Below are 17,340 nucleotides of genomic sequence, written 5' to 3'. Positions count from 1 at the left end.
CCCTACCGGATCGCCGCGCGCACGGCGGCCGCGAACGCGTCGCCCCGGTCGGCATACCCGGCGAACTGGTCGAACGATGCGCCCGCCGGTGCCAGCAGGACAGTGTCACCGGGTGCGGCCAGGCCACGAGCCGCGGCGACCGCCGCGGTCATGACGGCGGCGCCGAGATCTCCACTCGAATGTTTCACTTCTGTCACATCTGCACCAAGAACCACTGCAGTCGCATCCATATCAGCATCCTCGCCTGTCACAACGTGGAGGACGGGGACATCCGGCGCGTGTCGCGATAACGCCTCTGCAACCTCTTGCCGATCTCGGCCGATGAGCACCGCCCCGACCAGCCGCGACGCGATCCTGGCGACCTCGGCGTCGACCGAGGCGCCCTTCAGCAGGCCGCCGGCGATCCAGACGACCCGGGGGTAGGCGAGCACGGACGCCTCGGCGGCGTGAGGATTGGTGGCCTTGGAGTCGTCGACGTAGGTGACGCCCTCGGCGACGGCCACCACCTCGGCCCGGTGCCGCCCGACCCGGAAGGCCGCGAGCGCGGACGCGATCGCCTCGGCCGGCACCCCGACGCTGCGGGCCAGCGCGGCGGCGGCGAGCGCGTCGAGCACGCCGACGGGGCCCGGCACCGGTATCGAGTCGACGGGCGCCAGCGTCAGGTCGTCGGCGAACGCGCGGTCGATCAGGTGTCCGTCGCGCACGCCGAGCTCCCCCGGGCCCGGTTCGCCCAGCCGAAAGCCGGCCCGCACCGGCGCCCGCGCCGTGCTCAGCAGCGCCGCGGCCCGGGCGTCGTCCAGCCCGACGACGGCTACCCGGCCGTCGAGCACCCGGGCCTTGGCCGCGGCGTAGTCGGCCAGGGTGCCGTGCCAGTCCAGGTGGTCCTCGGCGATGTTGAGCACCGCGCCGCCCTCGGGCCGCAGCGACGGCGCCCAGTGCAGCTGGAAGCTGGACAACTCGACGGCCAGCAGCTCGGCGGGTTGGTCCAGCACGTCGAGCACCGGGCTGCCGATGTTGCCGCACAACAGGTTTGACCGCCCGGCCGCGGTGAGCATGGCGTGCAGCATCGACGTCGTCGTGGTCTTGCCGTTGGTCCCGGTCACCACCAGCCAGCGCCGCGGCGGGCCGTAGTGGCCGGCCGCGTCCAGCCGCCAGGCCAGCTCCACATCGCCCCAGACGGGCACGCCCGCCGCCGCGGCGGCGACCAGCAGCGGCGTGGTCGGCGAGAAGCCGGGGCTGGTCACCACCAGGGCGTAGCGGGCGACCTGCTCGGCGGCCACCGACGTCGGCGCGGTCGCCACCCCCGCGTCGGCGTACCCGCGCAGGGTGGCCGGGTCGTCGTCGCACAGGGTTGGCACCACGCCGAAGCGGGTCAGGCCCGCCAGCACCGCCTTGCCCGTCACCCCGCCGCCGGCCACCAGCACCGGGGCGCCCGGCGCCAAGGGGTCAAGCCCGCTCATCAGGCACCGATCGCGGCCAGCCACTCACCGTAGAAAAGGGCCACGCCCAGCCCGCAGGCGATCGCGGTGAGCAACCAGAACCGGATGATGACCGTGGTCTCGGCCCAGCCGGCCAATTCGAAGTGGTGGTGGAACGGCGCCATCCGGAACACCCGGCGCCCGGTGGTGCGGAAAGTCAGGATCTGCAACACCACCGAGCTGACCTCGGCGACGAACAGCGAACCCAGCACGACGGCGAGGATCTCGGTGCGGCTGGTGACCGAGATGCCGGCGATGATGCCACCCAACGCCAGCGATCCGGTGTCGCCCATGAAGATCTTGGCGGGCGCGGCGTTCCACCACAGAAAGCCGATGCAGGCGCCCGCGGTGGCGGCGGCGACGATCGCCAGGTCGAGCGGATCGCGCACGTTGTAGCAACCCAGCCCGGGCGCGGTGACGCACGCGTTGCGGTACTGCCAGAACGTGATCAGCACGTAGGCCGCGGTGACCATCGCCATGCTGCCGGCGGCGAGCCCGTCCAGGCCGTCGGTGAAGTTGACGGCGTTGGACCAGGCGCTGACGACGACCACGCAGAACAACACGAACAGCGCCGGGGCCAGCGCGACGGTGGCGATCTCGCGCACGTAGGACAGGTCCGCGCTGGCCGGGGTCAGGCCGTTGGCGTTGCGGAATTCCAGCACCAGCACGCCGAACAGCACCGCGGCGGCGACCTGCCCGACGGTTTTGGCCGTCTTGTTCAGCCCGAGATTACGCGACCGGCGGATCTTGATCAGGTCGTCGAGAAAGCCGACGCCGCCGAGCACCGTGGCCAGGCTCAGCACCAGCAGACCCGACGCGGAGACGCCCTCGCCGTCGAACGCCAGCCCGGCCAGGTGGGTCCCCAGGTAACCGGCCCAGATGCCGGCCAGGATGGCCACGCCGCCCATCGACGGTGTGCCGCGCTTGGCGTGGTGGGTCGGCGGGCCGTCGTCGCGGGTGTGGTGGCCGAATCCCTGCCGGGTGAACAGCCGGATCAGCGCCGGGGTCAACAGGATCGACACGGTCAGCGCGACGGCGACGGCGATGAGGATCTGTCTCACGGGCGGGCACCGCCCTGCGAGCCTTGTGATACCAGGGCGTCGGCCAGCGCCCCCAGCCCGGCCGCGTTGGAGGCCTTGACCAGCACGACGTCGCCGGGTTGCAGCTCGGCCCGCAGCAACGCCAGGGCGGCCTCGCTGTCGGCCACGTTGACGGCCCCCTTATCGGCCGAGCCCCACGAACCCTCCATGACCGCTCCGTGGTGCATGGCGCTCATCGACCTCCCACTTCCCACGACAACGAGTCGAGACACATCTAAGCGCACGGCCAGCCGGCCGATGCGATCATGCTCGGCGATCGCGTCCTCGCCGAGTTCGGCCATCTCACCGAGCACGGCCCAACTCCTGCGCTTTTCGGCCGGCCGGTCCCCCCCGCCGTGGGCGATCCAGGCCAACGCCTGCAGCCCGGCGCGCATCGAATCGGGGTTGGCGTTGTAGGCGTCGTCGATCACGGTGACGCCGTCGGCGCGCGTGGTGACGTGCATCCGGTGCCGCGAGACGGGGCCGGCGCCGGCGAGTGCGGCCGCCACCTGGTCGACGTCGGCGCCGCATTCCAGCGCGACCGCGGCGGCGCACAGCGCGTTGGTCACCTGGTGGTCGCCGTAGACGCCGAGCCGGACCTGCGCCTGAGTGGTCCCCGAGGCGTCGCGGTGGTGCAGCGTGAAGCACGGCCTGGCCACCTCGTCGAGCGAGACGGGCCCGGCCCACAGCTGGCTGGGGCCCGCGCTGGTGTTCTCGGCACGGCTGACCCGCACCACCCGGGCCGCGGTCACGCCGGCCATGGCCGCCACCGCCGGGTCGTCGGCATTGAGGATCACCACCCCGGATGCCGGAACAGATTGGGGCAGTTCGGATTTCGTCTGTGCGATGGCCTCGCGCGAGCCGAACTCGCCCAGGTGCGCGGTGCCGACGTTGAGGACGACGCCGATCGCCGGCGGGGCGATCTCGGCCAGCGCGGCGATGTTGCCCGGGTGGCGCGCCGACATCTCGAGGACCAGGAAGTCGGTGTCGGGCGTCGCGCGCAGCACGGTCCACGGATGCCCGAGCTCGTTGTTGAACGACCCGGGCGGGGCGACCACCTCGCCGAGCGGTTTCAGCACGGCGGCCACCAGGTCCTTGGTCGACGTCTTCCCCGACGATCCGGTGATCCCGACGATCCTGAGCCCGCCGGCGACCAGTTCGGCGGCCACCACCTGGGCCAATTTGGCCAGCGCCGCGAGCACCGCCGCGCCCGAGCCGTCCGGGTCGTGCTCGAGCACCCCGGCCCGCGATCCCGACGCGCCCGCGGGGGCGACGACGACGGCGGGAACGCCGACCGGTCGGGCGGCCAGCACCGCCACCGCGCCGGCGGCGATCGCCGCGCCCGCGTGGTCGTGGCCGTCCGAGCGCGCGCCCGGCAGCGCCAGGAACAGCCCGCCGGGTCCGACGGCGCGCGAGTCGAATTCCACCGTCCCGGTGACGCGGCGTCGCGCGGCGTCCTGCGGCGAGATGTCGGCCAGGGTGCCGCCGACGATGTCGGCGATCTCGGCGACGGTCAACTCGATCATCGCGGTGCCCCGTTCCGGTCCCGCAGCGCCTGCGCCAGCTCGACCCGGTCGTCGAAGGGGCGGGTGTGCCCGCCGGCGCTCTGGCCGGTTTCGTGGCCCTTGCCGGCGATCAGCACGACGTCGCCCGGGCCCGCCCAGGCGACGGCGTGCCTGATCGCGTCGCGGCGGTCGGCGATCTCGACAATGTCTGCCGCACAACCGCTTTCGGTCGCCCCGGCGAGGATTTCGCGACGAATCGACGCCGGGTCCTCACCGCGCGGGTTGTCGTCGGTGACGACGACCAGATCGGCCAGCTCGGCCGCCGTCGCGCCCATCGGCGCCCGTTTGCCCGGGTCGCGTTCGCCGCCGGCGCCGAACACCACGGCCAGCCGGCGATCCGGACGCGCCAGCGTGGTCAGCACGGCGCGCAACGCGCCCGGTTTGTGGGCGTAGTCGACCAGCGCCAGGAAGTCCTGGCCGGCATCGATCTCCTCCATGCGTCCCGGCACGCGGGCCTGTAGCAGGCCCGTCGACGCCTGCTCCGGGGACACCCCGACCGCGTCCAGAATAGCCAGTCCGACAAGGCAATTGGCGACGTTGTAGTGGCCGGGCAGCCGAACACCCAGCTGATGGCGCGCCCCGGCGGGATCGATGGCGGTGAACCGTTGTCCCCCCGCGCCCATCGGGGCCACGTCGGTGGCGCGCCAGTGCGCGGGCCGGCCCTCGGCGCTGACGGTGATCGCGTCCCCGGCGCGGGCGGCCATGGCGCGCCCGGCGTCGTCGTCGACGCAGACCACGGCGCGCCGGGCCCGCAGCGGGGAGCTCGGGTCGAAGAGCATCGCCTTGGCCTCGAAGTAGTCGGCCATCGTCGGGTGGAAGTCGAGGTGGTCGCGGGACAGGTTGGTGAAACCGCCCACCGCGAACCGGGTTCCATCCACGCGGCCCAGCGCCAGGGCGTGGCTGGAGACCTCCATGACGACGGTGTCCACCCCCTGTTCGGCCATGGCCGCCAGCATTGCCTGCAGGGCGGGGGCCTCCGGGGTGGTCAGCGCGCTGGGAATGTCGGCGCCGTCGATGCGGATCCCGATGGTGCCGATCAGCCCGGCGGTGCGGCCGGCGGCGCGCAGTGCGGACTCGATGAGATACGTCGTGGTGGTCTTGCCGGACGTGCCGGTGACGCCGACGACCGTCACCCGCTCGGACGGGTTCCCGTACACCGCGGCGGCCAGCCCGCCGAGCACGCCGCGGGGGTCCGGGTGAACGAGGATCGGCACGGATTGCCCTAGGGCGCCCATCTCGGCGACCCCGCCGGCGTCGGTGAGCACGGCGACCGCGCTGCGTTCGATCGCGTCGCCGGCGTAACGCGCGCCGTGGGTGGTGGAACCGGGCAGCGCGGCGAACAGATCGCCGGGCCGCACCTCCTGGGCGCGCAGCGTGACCCCGGTGACCGGCAGGTTCGGCACGGCCCGATCGCCGGCCGGGGCGGCTCCGATGTCAGCCGCCAACGCCGGCAAGCGCACGCCCGCTGCGGCGCTGGGCCGCAGCGCACTGGGCACCGACACCCCGTCACCACCTCCGTCAGCCATGATCGGCCATGACACCCTACCTAGGAGCACCGGCCGACGGATGTTCCCGCGCCCGGGCGCCGGTGTCACGACCCGTTGCGCCGCTCGAGCAGGGGGAGCCAGACGGTGTCGACGATCTCTTCGATGGCTTCGTCGGGCAGGGGCCGCAGCGTCATCAGGACCTCGTAGCGAAACAGGTCCACGGGCAGGCGCGCAATGCGCTCGGTCAACTGGTCGGGCTCGATTTCACCGCGATCGATGGCGCGCTGGATCACCTGATCCAACGCGGCATCGCGCCGCCCTCGCACCAGCGTTTCGAGATCGGCCAGGCTGCTGCCGGTCTGCTGGTAGAAGCCGCCCAGCCGGGTCAGCAACGGGACCACCAACCCCACCCTGACCTTGTTCGCTTGCCGCAGCAATGCGATCGCGTCACCGCGCAGGCTGCCGGTGTCAGGGGCGACCACGACGTCCTTGGCGACCTCATGTGCCACCGCGGCGAGCACGAGTTCCTGCTTGTTCGGCCAGCGCCGGTAGAGCACCGCACGGCTGGTGCCCGCCCGCACGGCGACGCCGTCGATCGTGAGCTCGTCGTACCCGCGTTCGGTCAGCTCCGTCCACGCCGCATCCAGCAACGCCTCCTCCAACGCGGGACCCCGGCGCCGCCGGGCCACGCCGGTCGAGTTAAGAGACATTGCGTTTCCTAACGGTCGGGTCTACGTTCTTTGGATACAGAACGTATCTTATAGCGAACAGGAGTGGAATCGATGCGCATTCTCGTCTCCGGTGCCGGAATCGGCGGCCTAAGCGCGGCGATAAACCTCGGCGCCGACGGCCACGACGTCACCTTGGTCGAACGCGCCAACCACCTGCGGGTGAACGGCTCCCCGATCGACATTCGCGGGGACTCCATCGGTGTCGCCGACAAGATGGGCGTGCTCGCACCGATCCGCGCGCACCGGGTCGATATGACCGAACGCGTCCAGTTCGTCGACGAAAACGGCACCGTGGTGGCCGAACCGCCGCTCGACGAGATCAACGACTCCGCCGGCGACATCGAAATCCCGCGGGAAGACCTCACAACCATCCTGCGCGACCGCCTGGGGCCGACGGTAGAACTGCGGTTCAACGAATCCATCGGCGAACTCGACGACGATGACCGTCGCGTCGATGTGCGGTTCAATTCCGGCGACCGCGAGCGCTATGACCTGGTTGTCGGTGCCGACGGGATGCACTCGGCCGTGCGACGCCTGACGTTCGGTCCCGAGCAACGGTTTCTGCGCCATCTCGGCTTCTATGTCGCGCTGGCCGACTTGCCCGGCTATACGCCGTCCGGGCGCGACAACCCGATGTACAACTTCCCCGGGCACCTTGCCGGCATCGCCGCCTACAACGACAAAGCCTTGGCGGTCTTCATGTTTCGATCGCCCTGGATCGACTACGACTACCACGACCTCGCGGCCCAGAAACGATTACTCGTCGACGCGTTCGCCGGCCACGGCGAGTGGCGGGTACCCGAACTGCTCGACGCCGCGATCGCCGACCCGGAACTGTACTTCGATTCCGTCAGCCAGATTCACATGCCCGGCTGGCATCGCGGTCGCGTCGTCCTCGTCGGGGACGCGGCGCATTGTGCCTCGAGCCTGTCGGGCCGCGGCACCTCCCTGGCCCTGACCGGGGCCTGGTTTCTCGCGCGAGCGCTGCGCGACCATCCCGGCGATCTCGGCCACGCGTGCGAGCAGTACGAACGCGACCAGCGACCCCACGCCCTGCGCTGCCAGGCCACGGCGGCACCCGGCGGCGACCTCCTGATTCCGGCCACTCAGGCTCAAATCGACGCGCGCAACAACGATTTCACCGTCGCAACCGGCCGCGGCCGGGAAGTCTAGGTGGCCTGCAGCGTCAGCGGCGGGCCCGGGTCCGGCGACAGCGGCACGTTCTCGCGCTGCATGAGCCAGCCGGCGATGTTGTGGAACAGCGGGGCCGCCGAGTGGCCCGGGGTGCCGTCGGCGTTGCGCTCCGGGTTGTCCATCATGATGCCGATGACATACCGGGGGTTGTCGACGGTGGCCATGCCGGCGAACGTGATCCAGTAGACGTTGTCGAAGTAGCAGCCGCAGGCCGGGTTGATCTGCTGGGCGGTGCCGGTCTTCCCGGCCATTTGGTAGCCCGTCACCGCGGCGGCGGGGCCGGTGCCCTGCTGATAGCCCATCGGGTCGTGTTGCACGACGGCGCGCAGCATGTTGCGCACGGTCTGAGCCGTCTGCGCCGACACCACCCGCACGCCGTCCGGGCGCGGTTCTTCGGTGCGGGTGCCGTCGGGCGCGATGGTGGCCTTGATGATCCGCGGCGGGATCCGCACCCCGTCGTTGGCGATCGTCTGGTACATGCCCGTCATCTGCAGCAGCGTCATCGAAAGGCCCTGCCCGATGGGCAGGTTGGAGAAGGTGCTGCCCGACCATTGGTCGATGGGTGGCACCAGCCCGGCGCTCTCCCCGGGCAGGCCCACATTGGTGCGCTGCCCGAGCCCGAACTTGCGGACCATGTCGTAGAAGCGCTCCGGCCCCACCCGCTGTGCGAGCATCAAAGTGCCGACGTTGGAAGACTTTCCGAACACGCCGGTGGTCGTGTAGGGCATCACGCCGTGGTCCCACGCGTCGTGGATGGAGACCCCGCCCATCTGGATCGTGCCGGGAACCTGCAGCACCTCATCGGGATTGGACAGGCCGTACTCGATGACCGACGACGCGGTGATCACCTTGTTCACCGAGCCGGGCTCGAACGGCGAGGACACCGCCAGGTTGCCCAGCTGTTTGTCGCCCTGACGCCCGATGTCCTGGGAGGGGTCGAACGTGTTGTCGTTGGCCATGGCCAGCACTTCACCGGTCTTCGCGTCGAGCACGACGGCCGAAACATTGTGCGCGCCAGAGACATTCTTGGCCTGCTGAACCTGCTGCTGCACATAGAACTGGATGTCGTCGTCGAGGGTCAGCTGCACCATCGAGCCGTTGACCGCCCGATGCCGGTTGCGGTAACTGCCGGGGATGACCACGCCGTCGGATCCGCGGTCATAGGTGACCGAACCGTCGGTCCCGGACAGCACGGAGTCCATGGCCTCTTCCAAGCCCAGCAGCCCGTGGCCGTCCCAGTCGATGCCGCCCACGATGTTGGCGGCCAGCGATCCGCCCGGATACTGGCGCAGATCCTGGCGTTCGGAACCGACCTCGGGAAATTTGTCCGAGATCGCGCTGGCGACGGCGGGGTCGACGGCACGCGCGAGATAGACGAAGTTCTCGTCGCTTTGCAGCTTCTTCAGCAGGGTCGCCGAGTCGGGTTTGTTGCCGAGGCGACCCGAGACGTCCTTGGCGATGTCGCGCAAGCGCTGCTGCGGGTCGGGGGCGGCCGAATTCTTGGCCTTGGCCTCCTCCAGCTGCTTGTGAATGCGTTTCGGTTGAAACGTCAGCGCACGAGATTCGATGGTGAACGCCAGTTGATCCTTGCGGCGGTCGATGATGCTGCCCCGCACCGCCTTTTCCACGTCGGTGACCTTGAGCTGCCCGGCGGCCTGGGCGCGCAGCGTCGGGGCCTTGGTCACCTGCAGGACGAACAGCTGGGCGGCGGCCACCAGCATCAGCACCAGGATGACCACGTTGCCGGCGCGATGGCGGAAGACGAACGACCCACCGCGGCCGGCCATTTGCACGATCTGACGGGTGCGCCGCTCCCGCGCCGAATGCCCGGCCCCCACCGGCTCGGGGCGCTGCGCACCCCGGCTGGCCTTGGGCTGCTTGGCTTTCCGGAGTCGTTTCGGTTCGCGAACGTCACGGCCCTGGTCCGCCTGCTGCGGTTTCGCGCGGCGCTTGGGCTGCCGGGCGGCGTTGTCCGCCATGTCCTTACGGGGACCGCGTGTCGGGCGTGCGGCCTGCGACCGGCGTGCCCGTGGGGTGTCGCCGCGGCTCACCTGGGAGCACCTGGCACCGCGCCGGGGGGCCCGGGCAGGGAGCCGGTACCCGGTTGCGGCATCGGGGCGGGCGCCGGAGCGGCGGGGGCGATCGGCTGGGGGCCGGCCGCGCGGCCCAGCGGCACCGGGACGGAAACCTCCGGTGGCAGGGGCGCGGGTAGCTGGCCCGGGGCCGGAATGGGCAGGCCGCCCAACGGGATCGGGACCTCGGCGGGCACCGGGGGGGTCGCGGGTCTGGCCGGCATCGGCAATCCCGGCGTCGGCAGCGCGCCGGTCACCGGCCCGCCGGGCATGCCGGGGAGCGCACCGGTCACGGGGCCGCCTGGCATGCCGGGCAGCGTACCGGCAGGGGGCGCGCCGGCGGCGCCAGGCGCGCCGGGCACCGGCGGAACTGCCGGCGGGAAGTGTTGACCGCCCACCGTGGAGGCGCCGTCGGGTGCGCGCAGCAGCGCTTCGGGCCCCGACCTGGCCGGGGCGGGGGCGCCGGGGACCGGCTCGAGCCGCATCGGGATCTCCGCGGCGGGCGCCGCGGGTTTCGGGGGCTGCGGCGCTTCGTCGGGGAGCTTGGTGTTCAGCGGCGGCGGCGGAACACCGTCGGCGGGTTTGGGGGTGCCCACCACCACCCAGTTCCCGGACGGGTCCTGGACCAGGTGCGCGGTGTCCCGGGTGGGGATCATGCCCTGCTTGCGGGCGGCCTCCGCCAGCGCGGGCGCGGCTTCGGCCTCACGCACGTCGCGCTCCAGGGCCTCCTTCTGTTGCTGCAGCAACCGGGTCCGCTCGCGGGCGTGGCTCAACTTGTAGGAGCGTTCGGCGGAGTCGGTGGACAACCACAGCGTGAGCCCGAGCCCGACGCCCAGCGCTCCGATGACCAACACGACGAACGGAACCTTGCTCGCAAGTGTCCGCGGCCGCAGGTCGATCGACGCCAGCCGGGCGGCCAGACGCTCGGTGAGCTTGGGCCGAACGACCTTGGGCGCCTTGGCTTTGCGGGCCTTGGCGCGCGCCTTGGCCTGGCTGGCGTTCTTCGGCCGCGCCGACCGCTCGACCGGCCGGGCGACGGGGCTGCTCTGCGGACCGGCCTTGGGCGCGCGGGATTCGCGGGCGGGCGCCGTGGTCCTGGCGCCGCGGGCGCGCCGCGCCGCGCCGGGTTCGGGCGCCGGGCGCCTGCCCCGTCGGGCAGCACCGTCGCGGGCGCCCCGGCGGTCGCTGCCGCCGCGTCGTTTCGACGTCTCGCGGTCCGCTTTCATCAATCGCCTTTCCCGGTTGCCTGCTGTGATTCCATTCGCTGCAGGGCCCGCAGCCGCACCGCGGCGCTACGCGGGTTGCGTTCGATCTCGGTGGCGTCGGCCCGTCCGGCACCCTGCGTCAGGGGCCGGAATCGCGGCTGGTGACCGGGGAGTTCGACCGGCAGGTCCACCGGGGTGCGGGACGCGACCGCCTCGGCGAACGACCGTTTGACGATCCGGTCTTCCAGCGATTGGTACGCCATCACCACGATGCGCCCGCCGACGGCAAGCGCGTCCAGGGCGGCCGGGAGCGCGGCACGCAGCGAATCCAATTCGTCGTTGACCGCGACCCGCAGCGCCTGGAAGGTGCGCTTGGCCGGGTGCCCGCCGGTGCGCCGGGCCGCGGCCGGAATCGCTTCGTAGAGCAGGGCCACCAGGTCCGCGGTCGACGCGAACGGCTGGCGGGCCCGCCGGCGCACGATGTGCGCGGCGATGCGCCGCGCGAAGCGCTCCTCGCCGTAGCGGTGCAGGATGTTCGCCAGCTCGGCCTCGTCGTAGGTGTTGAGGATGTCGGCGGCGGTGAGCGGCGCGTCGGGGTCCATCCGCATGTCCAGCGGGGCGTCATGGGCGTAGGCGAAGCCGCGTTCGGCGCGGTCGAGCTGCATGGACGACACGCCGAGGTCGAACAGCATCCCGTCGACCGATTCGGTTGCGGCATAGCCGGATTCGGCCAGCGCCGTGGCGACGCCGTCGTAGCGGGTGCGCATCAGCGTGACCCGGTCGGAGAATCGCGCCAACCGCGTTCGGGTGATGTCCAGGGCGGTGGGGTCGCGGTCGAGTCCGATCAGCCGCAGGCCGGGCAGTTCGGTGAGGAACCGCTCGGCGTGCCCTCCCGCGCCGACGGTCGCGTCGACGAGGGTCGCCCCCGTTCCGTCCGGGTGGTGGCGGGTCAATGCGGGCGTGAGCAGCGCGACGCAACGCTCCAGCAGGACGGGCACGTGCCCGCCTGATCCCGATGGCGGCGACCCGCTGCGCCCGGCTGCGCCGCGCTTGCGGTCACCACGGCCGCGCTTGCGATCACCGCGCCCTGAATTGTCAGCCACCGCAACGCCTCCCCGGTTCTGCCGCCACCCGTGGGCCGCACGCCCCGGTATGGCCCGAGCGTGCCGGAAAAGGTGTGGCGCCCTTGCATCGAGGTCCCTGTCCGAAGGCACGAACCTGGCGTTGGGGAAGTACGCCAGGGTCGGTTCGGGCAGAGGCCACGTTGCACGGGCATGCGCCTCAGATGATGTCGCCGAGTGCTTCATCGCTGGCCGCGGAGAAGTTCTCTTCGTGGGTCTGCTGGTAGTCCTGCCAGGCCTGCGCATCCCAGATTTCGAGGTAGTCGACCGCGCCGATCACCACGCACTCCTTGGACAGGCTGGCGTAACGACGGTGGTCGGCCGACAACGTGATGCGGCCCTGGGCGTCGGGGTGCTGCTCGTCGGTGCCGGCGGCGAGGTTACGCAGGAAGGCCCTGGCGTCAGGGTTGCTTCGCGACGCCTTGCTCGCCCGGCGGGCCAGTTGCTCGAATTCCGCCCGCGGGTAGACGGCGAGGCTGTGGTCCTGGCTCTTGGTGACCATCAACCCCCCTGCCAGCGCGTCACGGAACTTGGCGGGCAACGTCAGCCGCCCCTTGTCGTCGAGTTTGGGCGTGTAGGTGCCAAGAAACACCAGCTCACCTCCCGTTCGAGGTCACCCAAACACTGCAGCCACCATACCCCACAATCCCCCACTTCGCCCCATTCATGGCATGTCGCCGTGGCGTTTTCCGGGTTCTCCGTCGTCACGGGGCCCTCGACGCGCTACGAGAGGCGTGTCGGGCGGCCCTCGCACCGGGATTCAGGGCGGCCCCGGCAGCGCAGCTAGCAGGGAAAATGTCGCCGGTGGGGCGTAGTGGGGAACTCTAGTGGGGCCCGGTGGGGATTAACCGCCGGCCCGCGCGTCGGCTAGGGCTCGGTTGGGGCGCAAAACGGTATCGACGGTTGCGCGGCGTCAGTCAGCCGGCCGGAAGCTGCGACGATGACGGCCGGGGCGGCGCGAGGCGCGGACGACGCGGGAGAAATGCAAAACGGGGCAGCCAGCGGCTACCCCGTGCGGGTGGGTCGGCGCTCAGTCGTCGAAGCGGCGGCGGAACCGATCCTCCATGCGACTGGTGAAGGAGCCCCCGCCCTTGTTGCGGCGCTGGCGCAGCGAGGTGGGCGCGGAGCCGGAATGGTCTGGCCTGCCTGACAATCGGGGACCGGTGATGCCGAACACCACGCCGCCGAACATGACGATGAACCCGAAAATGCTGAGAATGGGGACGCTGCCGCCGATCCAGGTGGCCTTGAACGCCACCCCCGACACCAGCATCGCCAGGCCGACGACGAACAGCGCCACTCCCTGCAGGCGCCGGCGGGCCGTGGGCGCGCGAAAGCCCCCGCCGCGGACGCTTGACGCGAATTTGGGGTCTTCGGCGTAGAGAGCGCTCTCGATCTGATCGAGCATTCGCTGCTCATGATCGGAGAGTGGCATTCGTCCCTCCTTGCCGACAGTTTGGCACGTGACTATCGATAGCACGCGATGCCCGTTGCGCGGGCAACTAATTGAATGATACGAGGTCAATCTGCCCCATACCACTGGTTCCGCGCCGATTCTATCCCGGCCGGATCGCGGCAATCCGCCAGACCGGAACGCCCGTGCGCTACAACCGGCTTCCCGACCCGGGGGCGTCCGTTGGTTCGGTGCCACGACCGCTCGTCGCGCCGGCCCGTGGGGGTCCGATAATGATTCTTAGCAGCCGGGTCAGAACGCCGCAGCATCGAACGAGACCGATCACCGGATGAGGAGGGCACCGCGAGTTGGGGATATTCCTCATCGATCTGCTCCCCCACGACATGGAGCGTCGCCTCACCGACGCCCTGACGGTGTACGTCGATGCGATGCGCTACCCGCGCGGCACCGAGCAACAGCGCGCCGCGATGTGGCTCGAGCACATCCGCCGCCGTGGCTGGCAAGGCGCCGGGGTCGTCGAAGCCGACGGGCCCGATGACGAGGGCGCGCCGATGCCCTCGGCGGAGGATCTGACCAGCGCCCCACTGCTCGGCGTGGCCTACGGCTATCCCGGGGCGCCCGGCCAATGGTGGCAGCAGCAGGTGGTGCTGGGCATGCAGCGCGGCGGCTCGCCGCCCCACGAGATCGCCCGGCTGATGAACAGCTATTTCGAGTTGACCGAGCTGCACATTCATCCCCGCGCCCAGGGCCGCGGCCTCGGCGAGGCGCTGGCTCGGCGGCTGCTCGCCGGGCGCGCGGAAAAGAACGTGCTGCTGTCGACGCCGGAAACCAACGGCGAGCCCAACCGCGCCTGGCGGCTGTACCGCCGGCTGGGCTTCACCGACGTCATCCGCCGCTACCACTTCGCCGGCGACCCGCGGGCGTTTGCGATCCTGGGCCGCGAACTACCGCTGTGACACCGCGGAACCGGGCGCGCATCGGACGCCCGCGCTCCGGAGTGGCCTTGTTCAAGTGGCACATCGGATCTGGCACGATGACCTGGTGCGCGCCAGCTCTCCCCCAGCCCGCGGCCGCGGCGTGAAAGCCCCCCGGGCCCGACGGCGCCGTCTGCTGGCCATCGCGATGTTGCTGCTGCTGGTGCCGCTGGCCACCGGATGCCTGCGGGTCCGGGCCTCGCTCACCGTCTCCCCCGACGACCTGGTCTCCGGGGAGATCGTCGCCGCCGCGAAACCCAAGACCCCCAAGGACACCGGCCCCCAGCTCGACAGCAACAACCTGCCGTTCAGCCAGAAGGTGGCGGTGTCGAACTACGACAGCGACGGCTACGTCGGCTCCCAGGCGGTGTTCTCCGATCTGACGTTCGCCGAGCTGCCGCAGCTGGCCAACATGAACTCCGACGCCTCCGGCGTCAACCTGTCGCTGCGCCGCAACGGCAACCTGGTGATCCTGGAGGGCCGCGCGGATCTGACGTCGCTGACCGATTCGGAGGCGGACGTCGAGCTGACGGTCGCCTTTCCGGGGGTGGTCACCTCCACCAACGGCGACCGGGTCGAGCCCGACGTGGTGTCCTGGAAGCTCAAGCCGGGCGTGGTGAGCACCATGACCGCCCAGGCCCGCTACACCGACCCCAACACCCGTTCCTTCACCGGCGCCGTGGTGTGGCTGGGCATCGCGTCCTTCGCGGCCGCCGGCGTGGTGGGGCTGCTGGCGTGGGTCGGCCGGGACCGCTCACCGCGGCTCACCGCGCCGCGCGACCAGCCGCCGCCCACCTAGCCTCGCCGCGCTAACCCTGCTGGGTGGGTGACCAGTACGCGAGCATCTCCGCGAAGGTCTGGAACGCGGGACCGGAGATCCCGTAGGTCGCCTCGAGATGGATGCTCAGCGGGAAACCGAGGTCGGCCACCCCGTCGATGACGCGCTTGTAGAGGTCGACCATCAGCTGACGCTTCTGCGGGGGCTCGCATTCGGCGAGCTTGCGGACGAACTCCTGCTCGGCGGCGACCGCGGCGTTGCCCGGGTCCTGGATGAGCCAGTTGATCAGTCCGACGCGGCTTTCCATCTTCGGCACGAAACCGAAGGACAGCAGGATCTCGGGCCGGTGATCGGTTTGCCTGGCGAACTCGCTCAGGAACCCCACGATCGCGTCGGAATACAGCAACTGGGTCATCCCGTAGGTGGCGCCCTGGTCGCACTTGAAGTTGAACCGGCCCTGTTCGCCGTCGCGGGTGGGGATCAGGATCACCCCGCGGTTGGTCACCAGCTCGCGATAGATCGACAGGGCGTCGGTCGGGGCGACGCCGGAGCCCTCGCCGTCGTTCATGGTGCGCGGCACGCCGACGAACACCACGCCTTCCATTCCGGCCGAGGACAACTCGGTCAGCCGGCCCCGCAGCGACGGCTCGTCCATGAACGCGGTGACCTGCGTGCACAAGCCCCTGATCCCGGTCAGTTCCGGCTTGACCACCGACCAGAAGTCGAGCACATCCAGCTTGGGCTTCATCTGAATGGGACGGTCGTCGTCCTCGGCGATGATCCCGGGGATCATCACGTGCCGGATCCGGCCGTCCAGACCGGCCTCGGCCGAATGCCGCACCACTTTGTGCGCCTCTTCGAGTGCCCGCTCCCGACCTTCGTCGGCGTTTGGTGGCACCAGTTCGAGCGCAATGGTGTTGAGGGTCACGCGGCTTCTCTCCGTCCGACGACTATGGGCCCGGGGCGTCTCTTGGCCGCGCAGCATCCGCGCGAGCCCCAGCGCACCCGCAAGCATAGGGGCGGGTTAGTGAGGCAGTCGAAGCAACTGGGTGCGCCCGGCGACCTCACGCGGGACCCACCCCGGGCCGCGCGACGAATACACTGGTCGGGCCTGGAACACCCAGCCAGCCGAGCAGAAAGGGGCGCCGCGCTGAGCGTCAAAGCCACAGCAGCGGCGGCAACCGTCGAGTTGACCGGCGCCATCACCGAACAGTTGCGGCGGTATCTGGACGAGCGGCGCGCCGAGACCGCCTACATCGGCGACGACTACAACGGCCTGATCGCCGCGCTCGAAGATTTCGTGCTGGGCGGCGGGAAGCGGCTACGCCCCGCGTTCGCCTACTGGGGGTGGCGCGCCGTGGCCACCGACGAACCCGACGAGCAAGTGCTGCTGCTGTTTTCCTCGCTCGAGCTGCTGCACGCCTGCGCGCTGGTGCACGACGACGTGATCGACGACTCCTCCACCCGGCGGGGACGGCCGACCACCCACGTCCAGTTCGCGACCCTGCATCGCGACCGGGGCTGGCAGGGCTCGCCCGAGCGGTTCGGCGCGTCGGCCGCCATCCTGCTCGGTGACCTCGCCCTGGCCTGGGCCGACGACATCGTCTTCGGTGTCGACCTGACGCCGCAGGCCCAGCGCCGCATCCGCCGGGTGTGGGCCAACATCCGCACCGAGGTGCTCGGCGGGCAGTACCTCGACATCGTCGCCGAAGCCAGCGCCGCCGCCTCGATCGCGTCGGCGATGAACGTCGACACCTTCAAAACCGCCTGCTACACCGTGTCGCGCCCGCTGCAGCTCGGCGTGGCCGCCGCCGCCGACCGACCCGACGTCCACGACATCTTCAGCCAGTTCGGCACGGACCTCGGGGTGGCGTTCCAGCTGCGCGACGACGTCCTGGGCGTCTTCGGTGACCCCGCGGTGACCGGCAAGCCGTCCGGGGACGACCTGCGATCCGGCAAGCGCACCGTGCTGCTGGCCGAGGCGGTGGAGTTGGCGGAGACGTCAGACCCGGTGGCGGCCAACCTGTTACGGACCTCGATCGGCGCCCAGCTGACCGACGCGCAAGTGGATCGGCTGCGTGAGGTCATCGAGTCGGTGGGTGCCCTGGCCGCGGCCGAACAACGCATCGCCACGCTGACCCAGCGGGCGCTGGCGACGCTGGCCGCCGCCCCCATCAACACCGCGGCCAAAGCCGGGCTGTCCGAATTGGCCAAGATCGCCACGAACCGGTCCGCCTGAACC

At 70.8% G+C, this 17,340-nt stretch carries 15 protein-coding genes; 4 read left to right on the top strand and 11 right to left on the bottom strand.

All coding sequences use genetic code 11. From position 1 onward, the window contains the following. Positions 1-2 precede the first annotated feature (2 nt). From murD to W7U_RS06565, 5 genes are all read right to left on the bottom strand, one after another. Positions 3-1,460, bottom strand: a complete 1,458-nt coding sequence (gene murD, locus W7U_RS06585; RefSeq protein WP_036428810.1) for a UDP-N-acetylmuramoyl-L-alanine--D-glutamate ligase — start codon at positions 1,458-1,460, stop codon at positions 3-5. Next, entirely contained in the window at positions 1,460-2,539 is a 1,080-nt protein-coding gene (gene mraY / locus W7U_RS06580; RefSeq protein WP_008256140.1) for a phospho-N-acetylmuramoyl-pentapeptide-transferase, read from the bottom strand. Before mraY ends, murD begins: the two co-directional genes overlap by 1 nt. Then, positions 2,536-4,083: a UDP-N-acetylmuramoyl-tripeptide--D-alanyl-D-alanine ligase gene (gene murF / locus W7U_RS06575; RefSeq protein WP_008256138.1), complete on the bottom strand. Its 1,548-nt coding sequence runs from the start codon at positions 4,081-4,083 to the stop codon at positions 2,536-2,538. Before murF ends, mraY begins: the two co-directional genes overlap by 4 nt. Beyond that, complete coding sequence (locus tag W7U_RS06570) at positions 4,080-5,648, bottom strand: UDP-N-acetylmuramoyl-L-alanyl-D-glutamate--2,6-diaminopimelate ligase (protein ID WP_036428808.1); 1,569 nt, start codon at positions 5,646-5,648, stop codon at positions 4,080-4,082. The genes murF and W7U_RS06570 overlap by 4 nt, the downstream gene beginning before the upstream one ends. 65 nt (positions 5,649-5,713) lie before the next feature. Then, positions 5,714-6,319 carry a TetR/AcrR family transcriptional regulator gene (locus W7U_RS06565; protein WP_197538611.1) on the bottom strand — a complete coding sequence of 202 codons (606 nt, stop codon included), beginning with the start codon at positions 6,317-6,319 and terminating at the stop codon, positions 5,714-5,716. A 63-nt stretch (positions 6,320-6,382) separates the two neighbouring features. On the opposite strand from W7U_RS06565, the gene W7U_RS06560 reads away from it, so the two are divergent. Continuing rightward, positions 6,383-7,513, top strand: a complete 1,131-nt coding sequence (locus W7U_RS06560) for an FAD-dependent monooxygenase (protein WP_008256133.1) — start codon at positions 6,383-6,385, stop codon at positions 7,511-7,513. On the opposite strand, the gene W7U_RS06555 is transcribed toward W7U_RS06560, so the two are convergent. The 5 genes from W7U_RS06555 to W7U_RS06535 all read right to left on the bottom strand — a co-directional run bounded on the left by W7U_RS06555 (position 7,510) and on the right by W7U_RS06535 (position 13,367). Continuing rightward, on the bottom strand, positions 7,510-9,513 hold the full coding sequence (locus W7U_RS06555) for a penicillin-binding protein 2 (protein WP_008256131.1): 2,004 nt from the start codon (positions 9,511-9,513) through the stop codon (positions 7,510-7,512). The genes W7U_RS06560 and W7U_RS06555 overlap by 4 nt on opposite strands. 68 nt (positions 9,514-9,581) lie before the next feature. Then, complete coding sequence (locus W7U_RS06550; protein WP_008256128.1) at positions 9,582-10,832, bottom strand: hypothetical protein; 1,251 nt, start codon at positions 10,830-10,832, stop codon at positions 9,582-9,584. Next, positions 10,832-12,118, bottom strand: coding sequence for a 16S rRNA (cytosine(1402)-N(4))-methyltransferase RsmH (rsmH, locus tag W7U_RS06545; protein ID WP_136244833.1), 1,287 nt, complete (start codon positions 12,116-12,118; stop codon positions 10,832-10,834). Before rsmH ends, W7U_RS06550 begins: the two co-directional genes overlap by 1 nt. Continuing rightward, positions 12,093-12,524, bottom strand: a complete 432-nt coding sequence (gene mraZ / locus W7U_RS06540; protein ID WP_008256120.1) for a division/cell wall cluster transcriptional repressor MraZ — start codon at positions 12,522-12,524, stop codon at positions 12,093-12,095. The genes rsmH and mraZ overlap by 26 nt, the downstream gene beginning before the upstream one ends. A gap of 438 nt (positions 12,525-12,962) precedes the next feature. Beyond that, a complete protein-coding gene (locus W7U_RS06535) occupies positions 12,963-13,367 on the bottom strand; it encodes a DUF3040 domain-containing protein (RefSeq protein ID WP_008256119.1) in 405 nt (134 codons plus the stop codon). A gap of 326 nt (positions 13,368-13,693) precedes the next feature. On the opposite strand from W7U_RS06535, the gene W7U_RS06530 reads away from it, so the two are divergent. After that, positions 13,694-14,302 (top strand): N-acetyltransferase, encoded by a 609-nt coding sequence (locus W7U_RS06530; RefSeq protein ID WP_008256118.1) that lies wholly within the window; start codon positions 13,694-13,696, stop codon positions 14,300-14,302. A 166-nt stretch (positions 14,303-14,468) separates the two neighbouring features. Further along, positions 14,469-15,119: a DUF3153 domain-containing protein gene (locus tag W7U_RS06525; RefSeq protein WP_009953480.1), complete on the top strand. Its 651-nt coding sequence runs from the start codon at positions 14,469-14,471 to the stop codon at positions 15,117-15,119. 10 nt (positions 15,120-15,129) lie between these two features. Here W7U_RS06525 and W7U_RS06520 read toward each other — a convergent pair whose 3' ends face one another. Continuing rightward, on the bottom strand, positions 15,130-16,026 hold the full coding sequence (locus tag W7U_RS06520) for a mycobacterial-type methylenetetrahydrofolate reductase (protein WP_008256116.1): 897 nt from the start codon (positions 16,024-16,026) through the stop codon (positions 15,130-15,132). A gap of 261 nt (positions 16,027-16,287) precedes the next feature. Here W7U_RS06520 and idsA2 point away from each other — a divergent pair, with 261 nt between their 5' ends. Beyond that, positions 16,288-17,337: a bifunctional (2E,6E)-farnesyl/geranyl diphosphate synthase gene (gene idsA2, locus W7U_RS06515; RefSeq protein ID WP_008256115.1), complete on the top strand. Its 1,050-nt coding sequence runs from the start codon at positions 16,288-16,290 to the stop codon at positions 17,335-17,337. Positions 17,338-17,340: the final 3 nt, after the last annotated feature.

The sequence above is a fragment of the Mycobacterium sp. H4Y genome, assembly GCF_000364405.1.
In the GTDB taxonomy this organism is placed as follows: domain Bacteria; phylum Actinomycetota; class Actinomycetes; order Mycobacteriales; family Mycobacteriaceae; genus Mycobacterium; species Mycobacterium intracellulare.
The sequence above is the reverse complement of the archived record's forward strand: the minus strand, read 5'-3'. Positions and strand labels throughout refer to the sequence as shown.

Bases quoted from the DNA above. Each gene is read 5' to 3' on its own strand.
- W7U_RS06525 (WP_009953480.1), top strand. From the start codon at position 14,469: ATGTTGCTGCTGCTGGTGCCGCTGGCCACCGGATGCCTGCGGGTCCGG.
- W7U_RS06550 (WP_008256128.1), bottom strand. From the start codon at position 10,832: ATGAAAGCGGACCGCGAGACGTCGAAACGACGCGGCGGCAGCGACCGC.
- W7U_RS06555 (WP_008256131.1), bottom strand. From the start codon at position 9,513: ATGGCGGACAACGCCGCCCGGCAGCCCAAGCGCCGCGCGAAACCGCAG.
- murD (WP_036428810.1), bottom strand. From the start codon at position 1,460: ATGAGCGGGCTTGACCCCTTGGCGCCGGGCGCCCCGGTGCTGGTGGCC.
- W7U_RS06565 (WP_197538611.1), bottom strand. From the start codon at position 6,319: ATGTCTCTTAACTCGACCGGCGTGGCCCGGCGGCGCCGGGGTCCCGCG.
- W7U_RS06570 (WP_036428808.1), bottom strand. From the start codon at position 5,648: ATGGCTGACGGAGGTGGTGACGGGGTGTCGGTGCCCAGTGCGCTGCGG.
- rsmH (WP_136244833.1), bottom strand. From the start codon at position 12,118: ATGAAGCACTCGGCGACATCATCTGAGGCGCATGCCCGTGCAACGTGG.
- murF (WP_008256138.1), bottom strand. From the start codon at position 4,083: ATGATCGAGTTGACCGTCGCCGAGATCGCCGACATCGTCGGCGGCACC.
- W7U_RS06535 (WP_008256119.1), bottom strand. From the start codon at position 13,367: ATGCCACTCTCCGATCATGAGCAGCGAATGCTCGATCAGATCGAGAGC.